Consider the following 15,779-nt stretch of genomic DNA (forward strand, 5'->3'; position numbering starts at 1 on the left):
TGGCAAATGGCGAATAGCAAAACCGGACCTGGAATTACCCTGCTTTGCGACTTTCTCGCTTTTCGTCTATGTCTGTGTATGCCCCCTCCCCCCTCTCGAGCCTCCGCGACCCTGCGCGGCACGGTGGAGCGTGTGACCTTCCACACAGAGGAGACCGGCTACTGCATCCTGAAGGTGCGTCCGGAGGCGGGCGGTGAGCTGGTGACCCTGCTGGGCAACACCCCCCGCGTGGTCCCGGGCGAGGAAATCGAGGCCCGCGGCGCCTGGGTGCAAAATGCTGAGTACGGCCGCCAGTTCAAGGCGGAGCACCTGAAGCTCTCCCGGCCGAAGTCGCTGGACGGCCTCGTGAACTATCTCGGCAGCGGCCTCATTGAGGGCATCGGCAAGAAGTATGCGAAGCGCATCGTGGACAAGTTCGGCACGGAAGTCTTCGACATCATTGAGAACACGTCCGCCCGGATGCAGGAAGTGGAGGGCATCGGCAAGAAACGCCGGCAGGAAATCCGCGACTCGTGGATGAAGCAGAAGGCGGTGCACGGCATCATGGTCTTCCTCCATGAGCAGGGCATCAGCACCTCACGCGCTCTGCGCATTTACAAAACCTACGGGGAGGAGGCGGTGCAGGTGCTGCAGCAGAATCCCTACCGCCTCGCCGCAGACATCCACGGGGTGGGTTTCAAGACGGCGGACGAGATCGCCGCGCAGATGGGCATGGCGAAGGATGCACCACCACGCATCCGGGCAGGCATTCTCTATGCGCTGGATGAGGCCGCGGGCTCCGGTCACACGTGCCTGCCGCGCCCTCTTCTGATAGAGACCGCCACGAAGATGCTCGATGCGCCGCTCGAACTGGTAGAGCCACAGCTCGAAGGCCTGCTCGCCAGTGCAGAAGTGGTGCAGGAGCGTATCGACGGTGAAGAGCGTGTGTTCCTCTCCCTGCTGCATCATGCGGAGAAACGGGTGGCCATGCACATGCACACTCTGCTTTCACGTCCATCTACGCATCCTGCCATGGACGTCGAGAAGGCCATCGCCTGGTGCCAGCAGAAAACAGGGCTCGCCCTCGCGGAAAGCCAGCAGCGCGCGGTGAAGGAAGCACTCCGCCAGCGCCTGCTCATCATCACCGGTGGTCCGGGCGTGGGGAAGACGACAATTGTGAATACGGTACTCACCATCCTGCGTGCGAAGAAGGTGCGCACCGTGCTGGCCGCGCCCACAGGCCGCGCTGCGCAACGGCTCGGTGAGAGCACCGGCCTGGAAGCACGCACGCTGCACCGCCTGCTGGAGTACCAGGGTGAGGGCGTGTGGGGACGCAATGCGAACAAGCCACTCGAGGGTGACCTCTTTGTCATCGACGAGTGCTCCATGGTGGACACGCAGCTCATGTCCCGCCTGCTGGACGCTCTGCCGGAGGAAGCCCACCTGCTACTGGTGGGAGATGCTGACCAGCTCCCCAGCGTGGGTGCGGGTGCCGTGCTGCATGACTGCATCACCAGCGGTGTCGTGCCTGTGGTGAAGCTCACGGAAATCTTCCGCCAAGCAGCGCAGAGCCGCATCATTACCGCGGCGCACAGCATCAATCACGGACAGATGCCGGACCTGAAGCCTTCGGCAGACGCCGACTTCTTCTTTCTGGAGCGAAACAGTGGTGAGGAAATCCAGCAAACCATTGTGCAGCTCATGAAGGAGCGTCTGCCTGCGCGCTACGGTTTCGACCCCACGAAGGATATCCAGGTGCTCTGCCCCATGAACCGCCAACTCCTGGGCACACGCGCTTTTAATGACGTGCTGCAGGACGCACTCAATGCCGGGAATGAGATGCAGTTCGAAGTCGAACGCTTCGGCATCAAGTACCGCGCCGGAGACAAGGTCATCCAGACCCGCAACAACTACGACAAGGGTGTCTTCAACGGCGACATCGGCCACATCCGCACCATCGAGAGCGAGCCCGTGAAGGTCACCGTGGCCTTCGATGACATGCTCGTGGAATACGAGCCGGGCGAACTCGATGAACTGCAACTCGCCTACGCCATCACCATCCACAAATCACAAGGCAGCGAATTCCCTTGTGTGATCATCCCCATCGCGATGGCGCAATTCATCATGCTGGAGCGCAGCTTGATCTACACCGCGATCACACGCGGCCGGCGATTGGTGATTCTCGTGGGTGAGCAGAAGGCTCTCGGCACCGCCGTGCGGAATGGTGAAGGACGCAGGAGGTACACGGGGTTGCGGGAGAGGCTGCAGAAGGTGTAGCCGTATGGAGGAATGGAATGGTGCGTGAATGAGGGCGTCAGCTCGCAGGGAGCGGCACTAGCCTAGTGCCGTATGTGCGCGACAATCGTGATTTGACGTGTCACACGATTGACGAAGGGGAAGCAACGAAGTGGCTCCGCACCCGAACTGCCCACCACCGGCACTAAGGCTAGTGCCGCTCCTTGCGAGCTGACGCCTCATTTCCCCTTCAACCACGCAGAAATTTCCTCCCTCCACTGCTCGCGATGGCTGAACATCAGAAAGTGATTCGCCTGCGGATACGCACTCAGCTGCACCTCAACCCCAGCTCTTCGCATGACATCCATGCATTGCCTCACATAGGTGATGGGCACACGATCATCCTCCTCACCAGAGATTACCAGCACAGGCTTCCCGCGACAACTTTCCGCGAAAGGGGCCGAGTTCACCGCCTTATCATCACACACGGGCGAGAAGAGAATCACACTGCGGAATCGATTCGCATATGGTGAGACCAGCGTGCGGGTGACACCAAGCCCGCCATTGGAGAGTCCCGCGAGATGAATGCGCCCCATGTCTAGCGCTACTACCTTGGCGGCATCATCGAGTGCTTCCACCACCATCTGCGGTGCACGTGGCGCCTTCCAATTGCCCAGGCCACAGCTCGGTGCAATGATCACCACACCCTGCTCATCCGCGATTTTCGAGAGCAGCCAGGTGTACGATTTGAAGCTCCCTCCGCTGCCATGCAGGAACACCAGGGCAGGTGCGGGCTTCGTCCGATCCAGCGAACGCGGCACATAGAGGAAGTAGTGTCCACGGTCGAAGGGCAGGCCCCAGATTTCATTGTAGGCATCCGGCATCACGGAACCCAGGGCATAGGAATCGGAATCAGCTTCAAGCTCCTGATAGATCTCACGTGTGTCTTTGATTAGTGGGCCAGCCTGTCTCTGTGTGAAGAGTGGATCCAGAAACGGCATCAGGCGGAATCCCAACATGAACTGGTCCACCTCCGGCAGCAGCGCCCCGAGTGCCTGCGTCTGGTAGTTCCACTTTCCACCGACATAACGATTCTCCACCCGCGCGCCGGTCGGCGGCTTGCCGCTCGGTGACACACGCACCAGCCAGATGGCAACGCCCATCCACACGAGCAGCAAAGCCAGTGCTGCGCGACGCAGCCACTTGATGTCCGGGTTCATCCACGCCAGCAGCGGCACCATGCCCAGAGAGATGGCACCGACTGCGAACAACCGCCCTTGAAAAGTGACGGCCACGATGAGCAGCAACGCGGAAAGCGGAACGACCGCAGCGAACCACAGCACACTGACCGTGCGCAGGAGGGCAAGAGGGGTGGAACTGGACTGCACGGCCTCCAGAGAGATGGCACGACATGTGCAGCCTGGCAACCTATGTCCCTCACAAGCACCCCAACGACCTCTGGAAGCGATCGGCTCTACACCTTTGTGGGCGGAAAATCCGGTCCGTGGAAGGTGACTTCCTGCCTCCCCGTCAAGGGAGATACGCTGCCTCCCGCCGACCGCATGGAAGTACTGCAGGGTACGCTCACGTCCCCACCTCATGATACCAGCTGGATGCTCCAGGGCGTGACCAGCAATGAACGCTATGTGACCCGTGATGAGAAGACTCAACTGGTGGCCAGACAAGTGGCCCTCGGCAGACCGGAGGCCAGATGCGCGGCCTTCATCCCCATCCGGAAGAATGCCGCATGGTGGGCCATGACCCAGGATGAGCGACGCGCCGTCTTTGAAGATCGCTCACACCACATCCAGACCGGATTGAAATATCTGCCCGGTGTCGCTCGAAGGCTCCATCACTGCCGCGACCTCGGAGAGCAGGGGCCCTTCGATTTCCTCACCTACTTCGACTATCCCCAGACGGAGATCACCGCCTTTGAAGATCTGGTCGCCGCCCTTCGTGCCACCGAAGAATGGAAGTATGTGGGTCGAGAGGTCGATGTGCGGCTGGTATGGGATGGTGCATGAGCCATCCCACATGAGTGAGGTGAACAGATTGCCACGCGCCTACTTTTCCACCGGTTTCCCTTCCGCCTGCCAGCCCTTCAAACCACCATCGAGGTGGTAGATGTGCTGGAAGCCAAGCTTCTCCAGCACTTCCAGGGACTTTGTGCTGCGGCCACCACCCTGGCAGTGCACGAGCACTGGCTTGGTTTTGTCCAGCTTGGCAGCTTCGCTTTCAAAATCGTTCTCTGTGAAGTCGATGTTCTTGGCGCCTTTGATGTGGCCCTCCTTGTATTCATCGGCGGTGCGGACGTCCAGCACCTGGACCTTGTGTTCCTTCACGAGCTTCTCCGCTTCTGCCGCCTTCACATGCGTAGCCCCGTCAGGAGACTTCTTGTCTTCCCCGAGCACCGCGCCGCAAAGCATGAGGGTGGAAATGATGAGAGAGGTGAGTTTCTGGGACATGGCTTTTTCGAGCAAGGGTGACGGAAATGGTTCGTTTATGCGGGTCCTCAAGGTTGATGCGAAGCTCTCTTCTGATTGCGAGAATCACAGCCTGCGGGTTAATGTTACTGGCTCACCTCTCGCATGGGAAAGAAGAAACAGCGGCGCTCACCCAAAAACACCCCGGCGGAATCTCCCAAGATTGCGTCCTCTGCAGCATCGTCCGCTCCTGAGAAGGCGCCTTCGCGGCGTGGACTCCCGGTGGTCGCGTGGGTGGGCTTGGCTCTGGTAGCGGCAATCGGCGCGGGCTGGCTGATGGCGAAGCTGGGAAAGAAGGAAACGAAAGAGGGTCCCGCGGTAGTCTCTGCCGCTCCGTCATCGGCTTCCCCGGCACCTTCCGCATCAGCACCGCCTTCATCCTCTTCCGCGCCTTCTGCGCTGGCCCTTGCTCTCGGCCCCATTATTGAGCCCGAGGCGCAGGCTCATGCGGGCTACGCCGGCTCGGCGAGCTGCCGTGAGTGTCACCAGGAAATCTACGACCAGTGGATCGCCTCCAATCACGGCATGGCGGAGCGTCCGCTGAATGACAAGCTGGACAAGGAGGCCTTCGACCCGGTGCATGTCTTTACCCACGGCACACAGACCTCCGAGGCCTGTCTGCGCGATGGCAAGGCAGCGGTGACCGCACTGGGCTTCGACAACAAGAAGGAGACCTATCCTATCGAGCGTGTCATCGGCCACGATCCGCTGCGCCAGTTTCTCGTACAGGGACCTGGCAATCGCCTGCAAACACTGGAAGCCACCTGGGATCCACACAAGAAGGAGTGGTTCAACGTGTATGGAAACGAAGACCGTAAACCCGGCGAGTGGGGCCACTGGACCGGACGCGGCATGACGTGGAACACGATGTGCGCGAGCTGCCACAACACCCGCGTACGGAAGAACTACGACGAGAAGACGGACACCTTCCACACGACGATGGCTGAGATGACTGTGAGCTGCGGCTCGTGCCATGGCCCCATGAAGGAGCACGTGGAATGGCGGAGGAAGTATCCGGACAAAACGCTCAAGGATCCCACCGTCGTAAAGCACACGCCGGAACAGAAGATCGAAACCTGCGCCACCTGCCACGCGCGGCGCACGGAAATCACCGGCGACTTCAAACCGGGCGACTCCTTCTTCGACCACCATGCGCTGTCGATTGTGGACGAATCCAATCTCTTCTACCCGGATGGTCAGGTGTGGGATGAAGATTATGAATACACCGCCTTCCGTGGGAGCAAGATGCATGCAGCTGGGGTGAAGTGCCTCGACTGCCACAATCCACACACGGCAAAAGTCTTCACCAAAGACAACTCACTCTGCATGCGCTGCCACGTGGGGAATGTGCAACCCTTCCCCAAGGCTCCTGCCATCAACATCCTCACGCACACCTTCCACCAGCCGGACAGCGCAGGCTCGCAATGCATCAACTGCCACATGCCGCAAACCACCTACATGCAGCGGCATCCACGGCATGATCACGGCTTCACGATTCCCGATCCGCTGCTCACGAAGCAGTTTGGCATTCCGAATGCCTGCAACCGCTGCCACACGGACAAGGATGTGGACTGGACCCTCGCTGCCGTGGAGAAGTGGTATGGCGACAAGATGAACCGCCCGGCGCGTCAGCGCACCCAGGTCATCGCCTCTGCGAAGCGTGGGGATCCGGCGTCGCGTGAAGGTCTGCTCTCCATCCTGGCTTCAGAAACGGAAACCGGCTCCTGGAAAGGCACCGCCATCCGCATGCTGGACCCGTGGATCACCGACCCCGTGGTGTATCAGGCTGTGATAAAGCTGGCCACGCATACCGACCCGGTAGTGCGTACCGCCGTGGGCCGCGCTCTGGAGCCACTGTTGCAGCAAGGTGGTCCACTCGAGGCTCGCACTACGCTGCACACGCTCCTGCAGGACCCCATTCGCAGCGTCCGCACCACCGCTTCGTGGTCGCTGAAGGCCACCCTGGACCTCGCCACCCAGCAAGGAAAAGAGCTGCTGCACATGCTAGATCACAATGCGGACATGCCCAGTGGGCAGATGCAGAAGGGCGCCTTCTGGTTCGCCCGCAATGAACCGCAGAAGGGACTGGAGCATTTCCAGAAGGCAGCGCAGTGGGACCAGGGCTCCGCAGGCGTGCGGCATGAACTGGCTGTGGCGTACAGCCTTGCAGGCAAGCCGCAGGAGGCGCTCCACGCCTTGCAGGAAGCGATCAAGCTGGACCCGAAGCAGGCGGAATACCAGTTCAAGCTCGCGCTCGCATGGAATGAACTCGGCGACATGGATCAAACCATCAAGGCGCTGGAAGAAACGGTGAAGCTCGACCCGCGACATCCGCGTGCCTGGTTCAATCTCGGTCTCGCGCGAAACTCAAAGAAGGACACCGCTGGCGCCATCGCCGCGCTGAGGCAAGGTGAAGTGGTGAATCCCGCAGACCCCACCATTCCCTACGCACGTGCCACCATCCACGCACAACTCGGCCAGACGGAGGAGGCAAAGCAAGCTGCGACGCGCGCGCTGCAGATCCAGCCGAACTACACGGATGCGCGGCAACTCCTGATGATGCTGCAGCGCGGGCCGATGCGGTGACGTGCTTCCAATGTAGAAGGCTTCTCCAGAAGCCTTGCATCACTTGGCGCACTCCTGATTCTCCACCTCCGACAGGCAAAGATGCAGAGGCGCCAGCCACCCCACCCGTATGCCATATGCAAGCTGAAAGGCTTCTGGAGAAGCCTTCTACTTTGGAGACGGAGACCGTCTGCCGATTTCCGGCGCCTGGCACAGAGTTTTTTTGGCACGAGCTTGGCACTGTAGGGTATTATCAGCGGGACCTGCGATTCCACTCTTACTCTCCCGCCGCACTGATTCATGCCCGCAGACCCCACGCGCTCCCATTCCCCGTCTCCATCAAGTGAACCACACTCCACCGCTCCGGTGCTGGCAGTGTCCGGGGCTTTCAAAAGCTACGGGGAGCGGCCCATTCTGAGGAACGTTTACTTTACCATGCACGCAAGTGAACGCGTCGCTCTACTGGGACCTTCCGGAAGTGGCAAGACGACCCTGCTGAACTGCATCGGCGGCGTGGATCGCCCTGACTCTGGCGAGGTATTGGTGGCCGGATGCAAGCTCCACGCGCTGGATGCCGATGGCCTCGCCGAGGTGCGACGCAAACATTTGGGCATGGTGTTCCAGTTCTTCCACCTGCTGCCCACGCTGACGGCGGCGGAGAATGTGGAACTGCCGCTGCAGTTGCTGGGTATTCCCACGAATGAAAGAGAGACCCGGGTGCGGTCGCTGCTGGAACGCGTGGGTCTCACACAACGCGCAGGTGCTCTCCCCTCAGAACTTTCCGGTGGCGAGATGCAGCGCGTGGCCATTGCCCGTGCCATTGTGCATCGTCCTGCCCTGCTGCTCGCGGATGAGCCCACGGGTAATCTTGATTCCCAGACGGGTGTAGCCATTCTCGATCTGCTGGAAGAAGTGGTGAGGGAGACTGGCGCTGCCCTGCTGATGGTCACTCACAGCAAAGAAGCTGCCGCGAGATGTCAGCGTGTGGTGCACATGAAGGACGGCGCACTCACGGAATCATGAAGAGCGTGTGGCTCATTCTCGAGCGGTGCGCACTGCGCCACTGGAAGCTGGCCTGGCGGCAACAGCTCGCCCTGTTGCTGATTCTCGCGCTGGGTTCAGGTGTGTATCTCGCCATGCGCCTGGCGAATCGTGCGGCACTCTCCGGCTTTGAGCAGTTCACGGATGGCATCACGCGCCAGCCGGACTGGACCGTGACAGGACCCACGGGTCCCCTTCGAGAAATGGAACTTCGTGAAATGCGCGACCTCCTGGGCAGTCGGCCCGTGCACCTCCTTCCCATCATTGAGGAGACCGTGAGCCCCGCGAGCACCCATCAGGGGGAAATCGGGTCCGTGGCCACATGGCGACTCATCGGTGCGGATTGGATCGGGCTGATGAATGTGCGTGGTGAAACTCCGCTGCAGCTTCAGCAGGAGCAGGACCGCCAGAAGACGGAGTCTCCACAGGCGGGCGTGGTGATGAGCGCCAAGCTCGCGACCCAGCTTGGTGTATCCGAAGGTGATGCCGTGCCGGTCGTCATCGATGAACGCGTGGTGTCGCTGAAGATTGCGCGCCTCATGCCTGAGATTCCCGGTGTACCTTCGCTGCCTGAGCACATGCTGCTCATGGACCTGCCCGAAGCGCAGAAGGTGATGCAGCGTGCAGGAGAAGTGGATCGCGTGGAAGTTCTCTGCGCAGAAGGAGACGCCTTTCCGAACTTGCGCGAAGAAGCCGCCGCCCTGCTGCGCGAGCGCTGGCAGGTCAGCGGACCGGAGGAGCGACGCATGCTCGCGGGCACCATGACAGAGGCCTTCCGGTTGAATCTCACCATCCTCTCCCTGCTCGCGCTCTTCGTGGGCGGTTATCTCATCTTCCAAGCTCTCGATGGCATCGTGCTGCGCCGTCGAGAGGAAATCGGAATTCTGAAATCCCTTGGCGTCACCGATGGTGCGATTCAGCGGGCCTTCCTGTTGGAGGCCACTTTATTGGGCACTATCGGCGGCGGCATCGGCCTGCTGGTGGGTTGGATCGGTGCGCAAGGAGCTGTGGGCGCGGTGAGTAAAACGGTGAATGCTCTCTATGGAGCCACGAGTACTCAGCGCGCGGATCTTCATTGGGGAGAAGCCGCGCTGTGCATGAGCATCTCCATTGCCACCAGCATCCTTGCCGCGTGGTGGCCTGCGCGTGAAGCAGCGCGCACCCCACCCGTTCACATGCTCGGGCGGAAGACTGCGACTTTTGGTGGCGGCAAGTGGTGGCGAACCACTTGGCTTGGGTGGGGACTCATGGCACTCGCGGTGGTGCTCGCTCAGCTTCCCCCAATTCGAATGACAGCAGGTACGCGGTTACCGCTCGCAGGCTATGCCTCTGCACTCGCGTGGTTGCTCGGAGCCGGGCTCGCGGCAGGAGCGCTGCTGCGCTATGTAGCGAGCATCTCATCGAATGCGCCGGTGCGCCGACTGGCCATCAGCCATCTGCGCCGCCCCACCGTGAGGCATCGTTTCGCCGTGGCAGCCCTCGCGAGCGCCATCGCGATGACCTCCGGCATGGCCATCATGGTTTCCAGCTTCGAGCTCACCGTACGCGACTGGATTCAGCGCACCATGAAGTCCGATGTGTATGTGGCCAGCGCTGGCTCCCAGAGTGCCGGTAGCACCAATCACATCAGCGCAGCCACCGTGGATGCTATTTCCAAGATGCCGGAGGTGCAGGAAGTCGCCGCCTTGCAGGCCCGGCCCATTCAGCTGCACGGTGCTCCCACGACCGTGCTCGGCGTGAATGGCAGCTACACCACGAAGCACGGTATCTATGCCTGGATCCAGAAGCCCAAAGAGGAGCGCTGGTGGATGACTCAAGACAAAGGCGACAGTGATACTATCCCCGCCACCATGAATGAGAGCTTCTCGGATCGCTTTGCCCTCAAGGTGGGTGACACCGTGGTGCTGCCAGGAGACCATCGCGTAAAGCTCGTGGGCATTTATGCGGACTATGGGAATGAGCGCGGTTCCATCACCGTGGCAGCCTCGGAGTTTCGGGAATGGTTTGCCACCGACATGGCCTGGCGTGTGGCCATGATGTTGAAGCCCGGCACGAATGCGGAGGACTTCTGCGAACGACTGCGTCAGGCGCAACCAGGGCTGAATGTCTTCTCGAATACCCACCTCCGCTCGGAGGCGCTGCGCATCTTCCGCCAGACCTTCGCGGTGACGCATGCGCTGGAAGTTGTGGGAGTCGCGGTAGCGGTCGCCGGTCTCGGTCTCGCCCTTGCCTGCCTGCTGCTGGAACGTCGCGCTGATCTTGCCACACTGAGAGCCATCGGCATGACACCGAGGCAAATTGCCGGTGCAGCTGCGTGGGAGGGTATTGGCGTTGCGGCTGCCGGCACGGTGATGGGCATCGGCGCAGGGCTATGGCTGGGATGGCTGCTCATCTATCGCGTAAACAAACAATGCTTTGGCTGGACGCTTAGCTTCAATCTGCCGTGGTGGCAGCTCGCATTGCTGGCTGCAGCTGTGATCGGCGCGGGTGCATTCGTCGCCAGCATGGTGGGACGCTGGGGAGCTCGCATGCGTTGGGAACAGGAGGAATGAGTGACATGAAGATGAATCTGCACATCCGTCGACTGGCCCTGCTCTTCATCGCGATGCTCACCGTCGTGACTTCTTCAGTCGCGCATGCTCAGCAAACCACTGCGGACGGGTTCGCCATTCCACAGCCGGGTCGCCAGTTCACCTTCCCCCGCGACCACGGCAGCCATCCTGAGTTCCGCACGGAGTGGTGGTATATCACGGGACATCTCGATGCGAAGGATGGACGCCGCTTCGGTTTCCAGGTCACCTTCTTCCGGCAGGCCAATCGGCAACCCGATGGATCCGCGCGCCACTTGCATCTGGCGCACACGGCCCTGCTCGATGCGGCGACCGGCAAGTTCATCCACCAAGAACGCTTGAACCGCGAAGGCTGGGATGCGTCTTCCTCCACTGCGGCATTGGATGTGCGCAATGGCAACTGGACGCTCACACAAGATACAAACACACAACGTCTGCACCTGGCCGCCACAGTGCATGCCGATGCCCTGCTGACCCTGGAACTGGAACCGGTCAAGCCACTGGTGTTTTTTGGTGAGAATGGAGTTTCACGGAAGGGCGTGTCGCAGAGTGCCGCAAGTCACTACCTCACCTTCCCCAGACTCAAGGCATCCGGCTCACTCAAGCTGGGCTCTGAAACCCTCGAAGTGTCCGGCGATGCCTGGATGGACCATGAGTTCAGCAGCAGCCAGCTTGATGAGGGTCAGGTCGGCTGGGACTGGGCCGCGCTGCAGTTTCACGATGGCACGGAGATGATGGTCTATCGCATGCGTCGCGCTGATGGGAGCACGGATGCGGCATCCCGGCTAGTAACCATCGCGAAGGATGGCACACAGCGCGCCCTGAAAGCAGATGCCTTCTCATGGAAGGAACACACGCGGTGGAAAAGCCCGCGCTCTGGCGCGGAGTACCCCATCGAGGTGGAGGTGGCTTTTGAGGATCGCAAGTACCGTCTGCGACCGCTGACGAAGGATCAGGAGCAAGGTGGGGACATCACCGGCCTGCCCTATTGGGAGGGAGCGTGTGATGTGCTTGATGCGAAGGGAAATGTGGTGGGCCGCGCGTTCCTGGAACTGGCGGGCTATGCGGGAAACTTGCGGAAGCATCTTGGCGGAAAGCAGTGAGCCGAACGTAGCTCACGGGTCCTTCGCGAGATCATTGGCTTGCTTCTCCTTGTCATCTCAACGTGTTCTCAACGACGCAATGCCAAGGACTGCGAACACCTCGCGAAGGGACTCGCGAGCTACGTTGTTTTCATCAGCATTGAGATAGCAGAGAACAGACATTCACCTGGTGGCTCAAGCTCTCGACATTCCTCCGCATAACCTCCATTCCGTCCCTGAAGGACTGGGGTAGATTTTCCACATCCAGGGTGCGGTGGTAGTGCACATAGATGATCGCTTCGCGAAGCAGGAAAAACTTCGTGATCAGGCCCCCATCGAGCACGGTTCCGATGCCTGTGCAAGAATAGCCTTCGAGGAAAGATGCCAAAGGTGGAAGCATGCGCTGGTGCAGTTCCGCGTCTGCGAAGCGGTTGAGAGCTTTGCAGTAGATGGAGTCGTAGAGCACGGTCGCGATGTCCTGGAGGAAGCTTCCGTACTCGCAGTTGTCGAAGTCAAAGAGCCACGGGAGTGTTCCCTCGAAGTGGCAGTTGTTGAAACTGACATCTCCATGAACCAGACCGAATCCAATGGTCGCGTCCAGGGATTGACGCAGGCCTGCGACGAGAGTGTCCAAACTACGGCAGAAATTCTTCCCCAGTGCATCCTCCATGGCAGCCACGTCCTGGCACAGGAGACGGGATTCATACCAACTGGGGCGAAGCCATGCAGTGTCACCGAGTTTGTACGGCACGGCCTCGCGATGCAGGTGACCAAGCAATCGACCCAATTGCCTGTATTCGGCGGTGTGTCGCGGAAGGTCATCTGACCGCGGCGCGATCTGCTGGCCAGGTGCATGCTCGAAGCAGGCCACCACGTACTCAGATTCATCCTGCCGAAGGGCAACGCATCTTTCTCCAGCCAGTGTTGGCAACGGTGCACACACGGACACGCCACGCTCCGCAAGGTGCGACACCCACTTCAGTTCGGTCTCCACCTCGGCCTGCGTACGGTGCCTCCCCTCTGAAATGCGGATGATGCAAACGCCGCCGTCAGATGGCCGCCGTGCCCGGTACACGGAATTCTGGCTCTTGCGGAGAAAGACCAGATCTTCTGCGTGAAGACCATAGGGTCCCACGAGTTGATTGAGCAAGTCGGGAGAAAGCATCCGTTCCACGGGATAGCACATCCGCACACAATCGTCCTTTCCGAAAGTCAGGCTCGGGAATGTCGACGTCACCTTCTTCCGGAAAAAACAAAGCCGCATCCCCGGAGGAATGCGGCTCTTGCAGATTGAATCTAAGTAACGGAAGCCATCTCGCGAAGGGACTCGCGAGCTACGTTGCTTACGTCTCAGTCGTACCACGAGCCATCACGACCTTGCCGGTGCGCACGGTCTCGATGATCTCGAACTTGGCGAGCAGGTTCACGGCGGCGTCCACCTTGTCGCTGTTGCCGCTGATCATGACGATCATCGACTGCTCCTGAAGGTCCACGGTCTTGCCGTTGAAGTGCTCCACGATCTGCAACACCTCGGTGCGGTGATCCGCGCCAACGAGCAGCTTGATGAGCACCATTTCCTTCACCACAGAGTCACGATCCGTGTGCTCATAGCAATGGATGACGTCAATCAGCTTGCGGCACTGCAGGATGATCTGGCTCAGGCCTTCGGGATGGCCGCTGATGCCCACCGTCATGCGCGAATAACGCGGATCACGACCTTGGGAAACCACCAGCGAGTCGATGTTGAAACCACGACGGCTGAACACGGCGCAGACACGCCCCAGCACGCCCGGCTTATTGGCCACGAACATACTCAGCGTATGCACGTTCACGATGTCCGGCTTCGGAGACGGCTTCACATCGCTGGAAGGAATATTTCTCGATGACATAAGAAAGAAAATTAAGGGTGAAACAAATGCACGAAGCGCTGGCGATTACGTCGAACCAATGGGCTTCTCCATCTTGGTCTTCGGCGGCTCGATGAGCATGTCCTCCAGAGCGGCACCAGCCGGAATCATGGGGAACACGTTCTCCGTCTTGATGCACTCGGCTTCGATGAGGCAGGGGCCGTCATTGTATTCGAGTGCCTGGGTGAGGACCTTCTCGATGTCCGCAGGACGGCGGATGTGCCAGCCCTTGATGCCATAGGCCTCAGCGAGCTTCACGAAGTCCGGGTTGCCCAGGAGATCCACGCCGCTTTCGCGGTTGTCGAAGAAGAGCTCCTGCCACTGGCGCACCATGCCCAGGTAGCTGTTGTTCAGCACGAGGATCTTGATGGGCAGCTTGAGGATGGCCGCGGTGGCCAGCTCAAACAAGGTCATCTGGAAGCCGCCGTCTCCGCTGATGGACACCACGATATCTTCCGGGCAGCCGAGCTGCGCGCCGATGGCCGCAGGGAAACCGAAGCCCATGGTGCCGGCGCCACCGGAGCTGATCCACTTGAAGCTTTCGTCGTTCTTGTAGAACTGCGCCGCCCACATCTGGTGCTGGCCCACGTCGGTGGTGACGATGGCCTTGCCCTTGGTGAGCTGGAAGAGTTCGTCGATCACCTGCTGCATGCGGAGTCCGCCCTGCTTCTTGTAACCGAGGGGGAACTTCTTCCGGTAGCCATCAAGGTGCTCGTTCCACTCCTTGGTATCCAGTTCGGAGAGGTGGGGAATGAGCTCCTGAAGCGCGGCCTTGGCATCACCCTTCACGAAGGCGTCAGGCTTGATCATCTTGCCGGCTTCCGCTTCGTCGATGTCGAAGTGAACGATGGTCGCGTTCTTGCCGAACATGGCGGGCTTGCCAATGATGCGGTCATCGAAGCGGGAGCCCACGTTGATGATGCAGTCGCATTCGCAGATGGCCTTGTTCGCATACGCGGTGCCGTGCATGCCCAGCATGCCGAGGCTGAGGGGGTGCGTCTCAGGGAACACACCCTTGCCTAGCAACGTGGAAGTCACGGGGCAGTTGAGCGTTTCCGCGAGGCTGCGGATTTCCTTGTCCGCACGAGCGATCATCGCGCCGTGACCGGCAAGAATCAGCGGGCGCTTCGCCTGCATGATGAGGCGGGCAGCTTCCTTCACTGCATTCTTGTCGATGTTGAAGTCGTCTTCGGGATGGTAACCGGGAAGGTCCATCTCGGCATTCAGATCGCCATCGAAAGGAGCCTGGCTGATGTCCTTCGGAATATCGATAAGCACCGGGCCAGGGCGGCCCGTGGTGGCGATGTGATAGGCCTCACGCGCCACGCGGGGGAGGTCATTCGTCACCTTCACGAGGTAGCTGTGCTTCACCACAGGAGCGGTGATGTTGAAGATGTCCGCTTCCTGGAAGGCGTCCTTGCCCAGCATCCACGACACGGTCTGGCCGGTCAGCACGATCATGGGCACGTTGTCCATCTGGGCGGTCATGATGCCCGTCACGGTATTGCCAGCGCCAGGACCGGAGGTCACGAGCACCACGGCAGGCTTGCCAGTCGCGCGGGCGTAGCCGTCCGCCATATGAACTGCACCCTGCTCGTGACGCACGAGGACGAACTTCATGTTCGTCTTCACAGTTTCCAGCGCGTCAAACATCGGCAGCGCAGCGCCACCGGAGTAGCCGAACACGTACTCGATACCGAGCTGGTCGAGGGTTTTAATAAGCGCCTGAGCGCCGTCCATTTTTTCTTGGCTCATGGTTTGGTCTCCTGAAAATTTGGGTTAGGAGGGTCAAAGTCCCATGAAAGGTGGAATGAGCAAGGTGAAAATCGATGCTTTTTCCTCAAACACGCTCATTAACCGCAATCCGCGGCGGTAAAATCACCAAAAACCGTCCAAAATTTGGCGCGAGACCGCTCA

At 60.2% G+C, this 15,779-nt stretch carries 11 protein-coding genes; 6 read left to right on the plus strand and 5 right to left on the minus strand.

The window, feature by feature from the left end:
- Window positions 1-78: 78 nt before the first annotated feature.
- Window positions 79-2,256 (plus strand): ATP-dependent RecD-like DNA helicase, encoded by a 2,178-nt coding sequence (locus tag G5S37_RS23410; RefSeq protein ID WP_165207207.1) that lies wholly within the window; start codon window positions 79-81, stop codon window positions 2,254-2,256.
- A 197-nt stretch (window positions 2,257-2,453) separates the two neighbouring features.
- On the opposite strand, the gene G5S37_RS23415 is transcribed toward G5S37_RS23410, so the two are convergent.
- On the minus strand, window positions 2,454-3,602 hold the full coding sequence (locus G5S37_RS23415) for a prolyl oligopeptidase family serine peptidase (protein WP_165207209.1): 1,149 nt from the start codon (window positions 3,600-3,602) through the stop codon (window positions 2,454-2,456).
- Between the two features lie 42 nt (window positions 3,603-3,644).
- Between G5S37_RS23415 and G5S37_RS23420 the strand changes: the two genes are divergently transcribed.
- Complete coding sequence (locus G5S37_RS23420; RefSeq protein WP_165207211.1) at window positions 3,645-4,238, plus strand: chlorite dismutase family protein; 594 nt, start codon at window positions 3,645-3,647, stop codon at window positions 4,236-4,238.
- 39 nt (window positions 4,239-4,277) lie between these two features.
- Here the strand turns inward: G5S37_RS23420 and G5S37_RS23425 are convergent, their stop codons facing one another.
- Window positions 4,278-4,679, minus strand: coding sequence for a rhodanese-like domain-containing protein (locus G5S37_RS23425; RefSeq protein ID WP_165207213.1), 402 nt, complete (start codon window positions 4,677-4,679; stop codon window positions 4,278-4,280).
- A 123-nt stretch (window positions 4,680-4,802) separates the two neighbouring features.
- Between G5S37_RS23425 and G5S37_RS23430 the strand changes: the two genes are divergently transcribed.
- From G5S37_RS23430 to G5S37_RS23445, 4 genes are all read left to right on the plus strand, one after another.
- The gene (locus tag G5S37_RS23430) at window positions 4,803-7,283 is read left to right on the plus strand and encodes a tetratricopeptide repeat protein (protein ID WP_165207215.1); all 2,481 of its coding nucleotides are present in this window, start codon (window positions 4,803-4,805) and stop codon (window positions 7,281-7,283) included.
- 279 nt (window positions 7,284-7,562) lie between these two features.
- The gene (locus G5S37_RS23435) at window positions 7,563-8,285 is read left to right on the plus strand and encodes an ABC transporter ATP-binding protein (RefSeq protein ID WP_165207217.1); all 723 of its coding nucleotides are present in this window, start codon (window positions 7,563-7,565) and stop codon (window positions 8,283-8,285) included.
- Window positions 8,282-10,855 carry an FtsX-like permease family protein gene (locus G5S37_RS23440; protein ID WP_165207219.1) on the plus strand — a complete coding sequence of 858 codons (2,574 nt, stop codon included), beginning with the start codon at window positions 8,282-8,284 and terminating at the stop codon, window positions 10,853-10,855. Before G5S37_RS23435 ends, G5S37_RS23440 begins: the two co-directional genes overlap by 4 nt.
- 11 nt (window positions 10,856-10,866) lie before the next feature.
- A complete protein-coding gene (locus G5S37_RS23445; protein WP_165207221.1) occupies window positions 10,867-11,976 on the plus strand; it encodes a lipocalin-like domain-containing protein in 1,110 nt (369 codons plus the stop codon).
- Between the two features lie 133 nt (window positions 11,977-12,109).
- Here the strand turns inward: G5S37_RS23445 and G5S37_RS23450 are convergent, their stop codons facing one another.
- From G5S37_RS23450 to ilvB, 3 genes are all read right to left on the minus strand, one after another.
- On the minus strand, window positions 12,110-13,120 hold the full coding sequence (locus tag G5S37_RS23450) for a phosphotransferase (protein ID WP_165207223.1): 1,011 nt from the start codon (window positions 13,118-13,120) through the stop codon (window positions 12,110-12,112).
- Window positions 13,121-13,298: 178 nt separating this feature from the next.
- Window positions 13,299-13,844: an acetolactate synthase small subunit gene (gene ilvN / locus G5S37_RS23455; RefSeq protein ID WP_165207234.1), complete on the minus strand. Its 546-nt coding sequence runs from the start codon at window positions 13,842-13,844 to the stop codon at window positions 13,299-13,301.
- Window positions 13,845-13,889: 45 nt separating this feature from the next.
- Entirely contained in the window at window positions 13,890-15,617 is a 1,728-nt protein-coding gene (gene ilvB, locus G5S37_RS23460; RefSeq protein WP_165207236.1) for a biosynthetic-type acetolactate synthase large subunit, read from the minus strand.
- Window positions 15,618-15,779 lie beyond the last annotated feature (162 nt).

It is taken from the genome of Roseimicrobium sp. ORNL1 (assembly GCF_011044495.1).
Classification (GTDB): Bacteria; Verrucomicrobiota; Verrucomicrobiia; order Verrucomicrobiales; family Verrucomicrobiaceae; genus Roseimicrobium.

What these genes read in the sequence shown, in the direction of transcription:
- G5S37_RS23430 (WP_165207215.1), top strand. Translation starts at nt 4,803, where the DNA reads ATGGGAAAGAAGAAACAGCGGCGCTCACCCAAAAACACCCCGGCGGAA.
- G5S37_RS23410 (WP_165207207.1), top strand. Translation starts at nt 79, where the DNA reads ATGCCCCCTCCCCCCTCTCGAGCCTCCGCGACCCTGCGCGGCACGGTG.
- ilvB (WP_165207236.1), bottom strand. Translation starts at nt 15,617, where the DNA reads ATGAGCCAAGAAAAAATGGACGGCGCTCAGGCGCTTATTAAAACCCTC.
- G5S37_RS23450 (WP_165207223.1), bottom strand. Translation starts at nt 13,120, where the DNA reads ATGCTTTCTCCCGACTTGCTCAATCAACTCGTGGGACCCTATGGTCTT.
- G5S37_RS23420 (WP_165207211.1), top strand. Translation starts at nt 3,645, where the DNA reads ATGTCCCTCACAAGCACCCCAACGACCTCTGGAAGCGATCGGCTCTAC.
- ilvN (WP_165207234.1), bottom strand. Translation starts at nt 13,844, where the DNA reads ATGTCATCGAGAAATATTCCTTCCAGCGATGTGAAGCCGTCTCCGAAG.
- G5S37_RS23435 (WP_165207217.1), top strand. Translation starts at nt 7,563, where the DNA reads ATGCCCGCAGACCCCACGCGCTCCCATTCCCCGTCTCCATCAAGTGAA.
- G5S37_RS23440 (WP_165207219.1), top strand. Translation starts at nt 8,282, where the DNA reads ATGAAGAGCGTGTGGCTCATTCTCGAGCGGTGCGCACTGCGCCACTGG.
- G5S37_RS23445 (WP_165207221.1), top strand. Translation starts at nt 10,867, where the DNA reads ATGAATCTGCACATCCGTCGACTGGCCCTGCTCTTCATCGCGATGCTC.
- G5S37_RS23425 (WP_165207213.1), bottom strand. Translation starts at nt 4,679, where the DNA reads ATGTCCCAGAAACTCACCTCTCTCATCATTTCCACCCTCATGCTTTGC.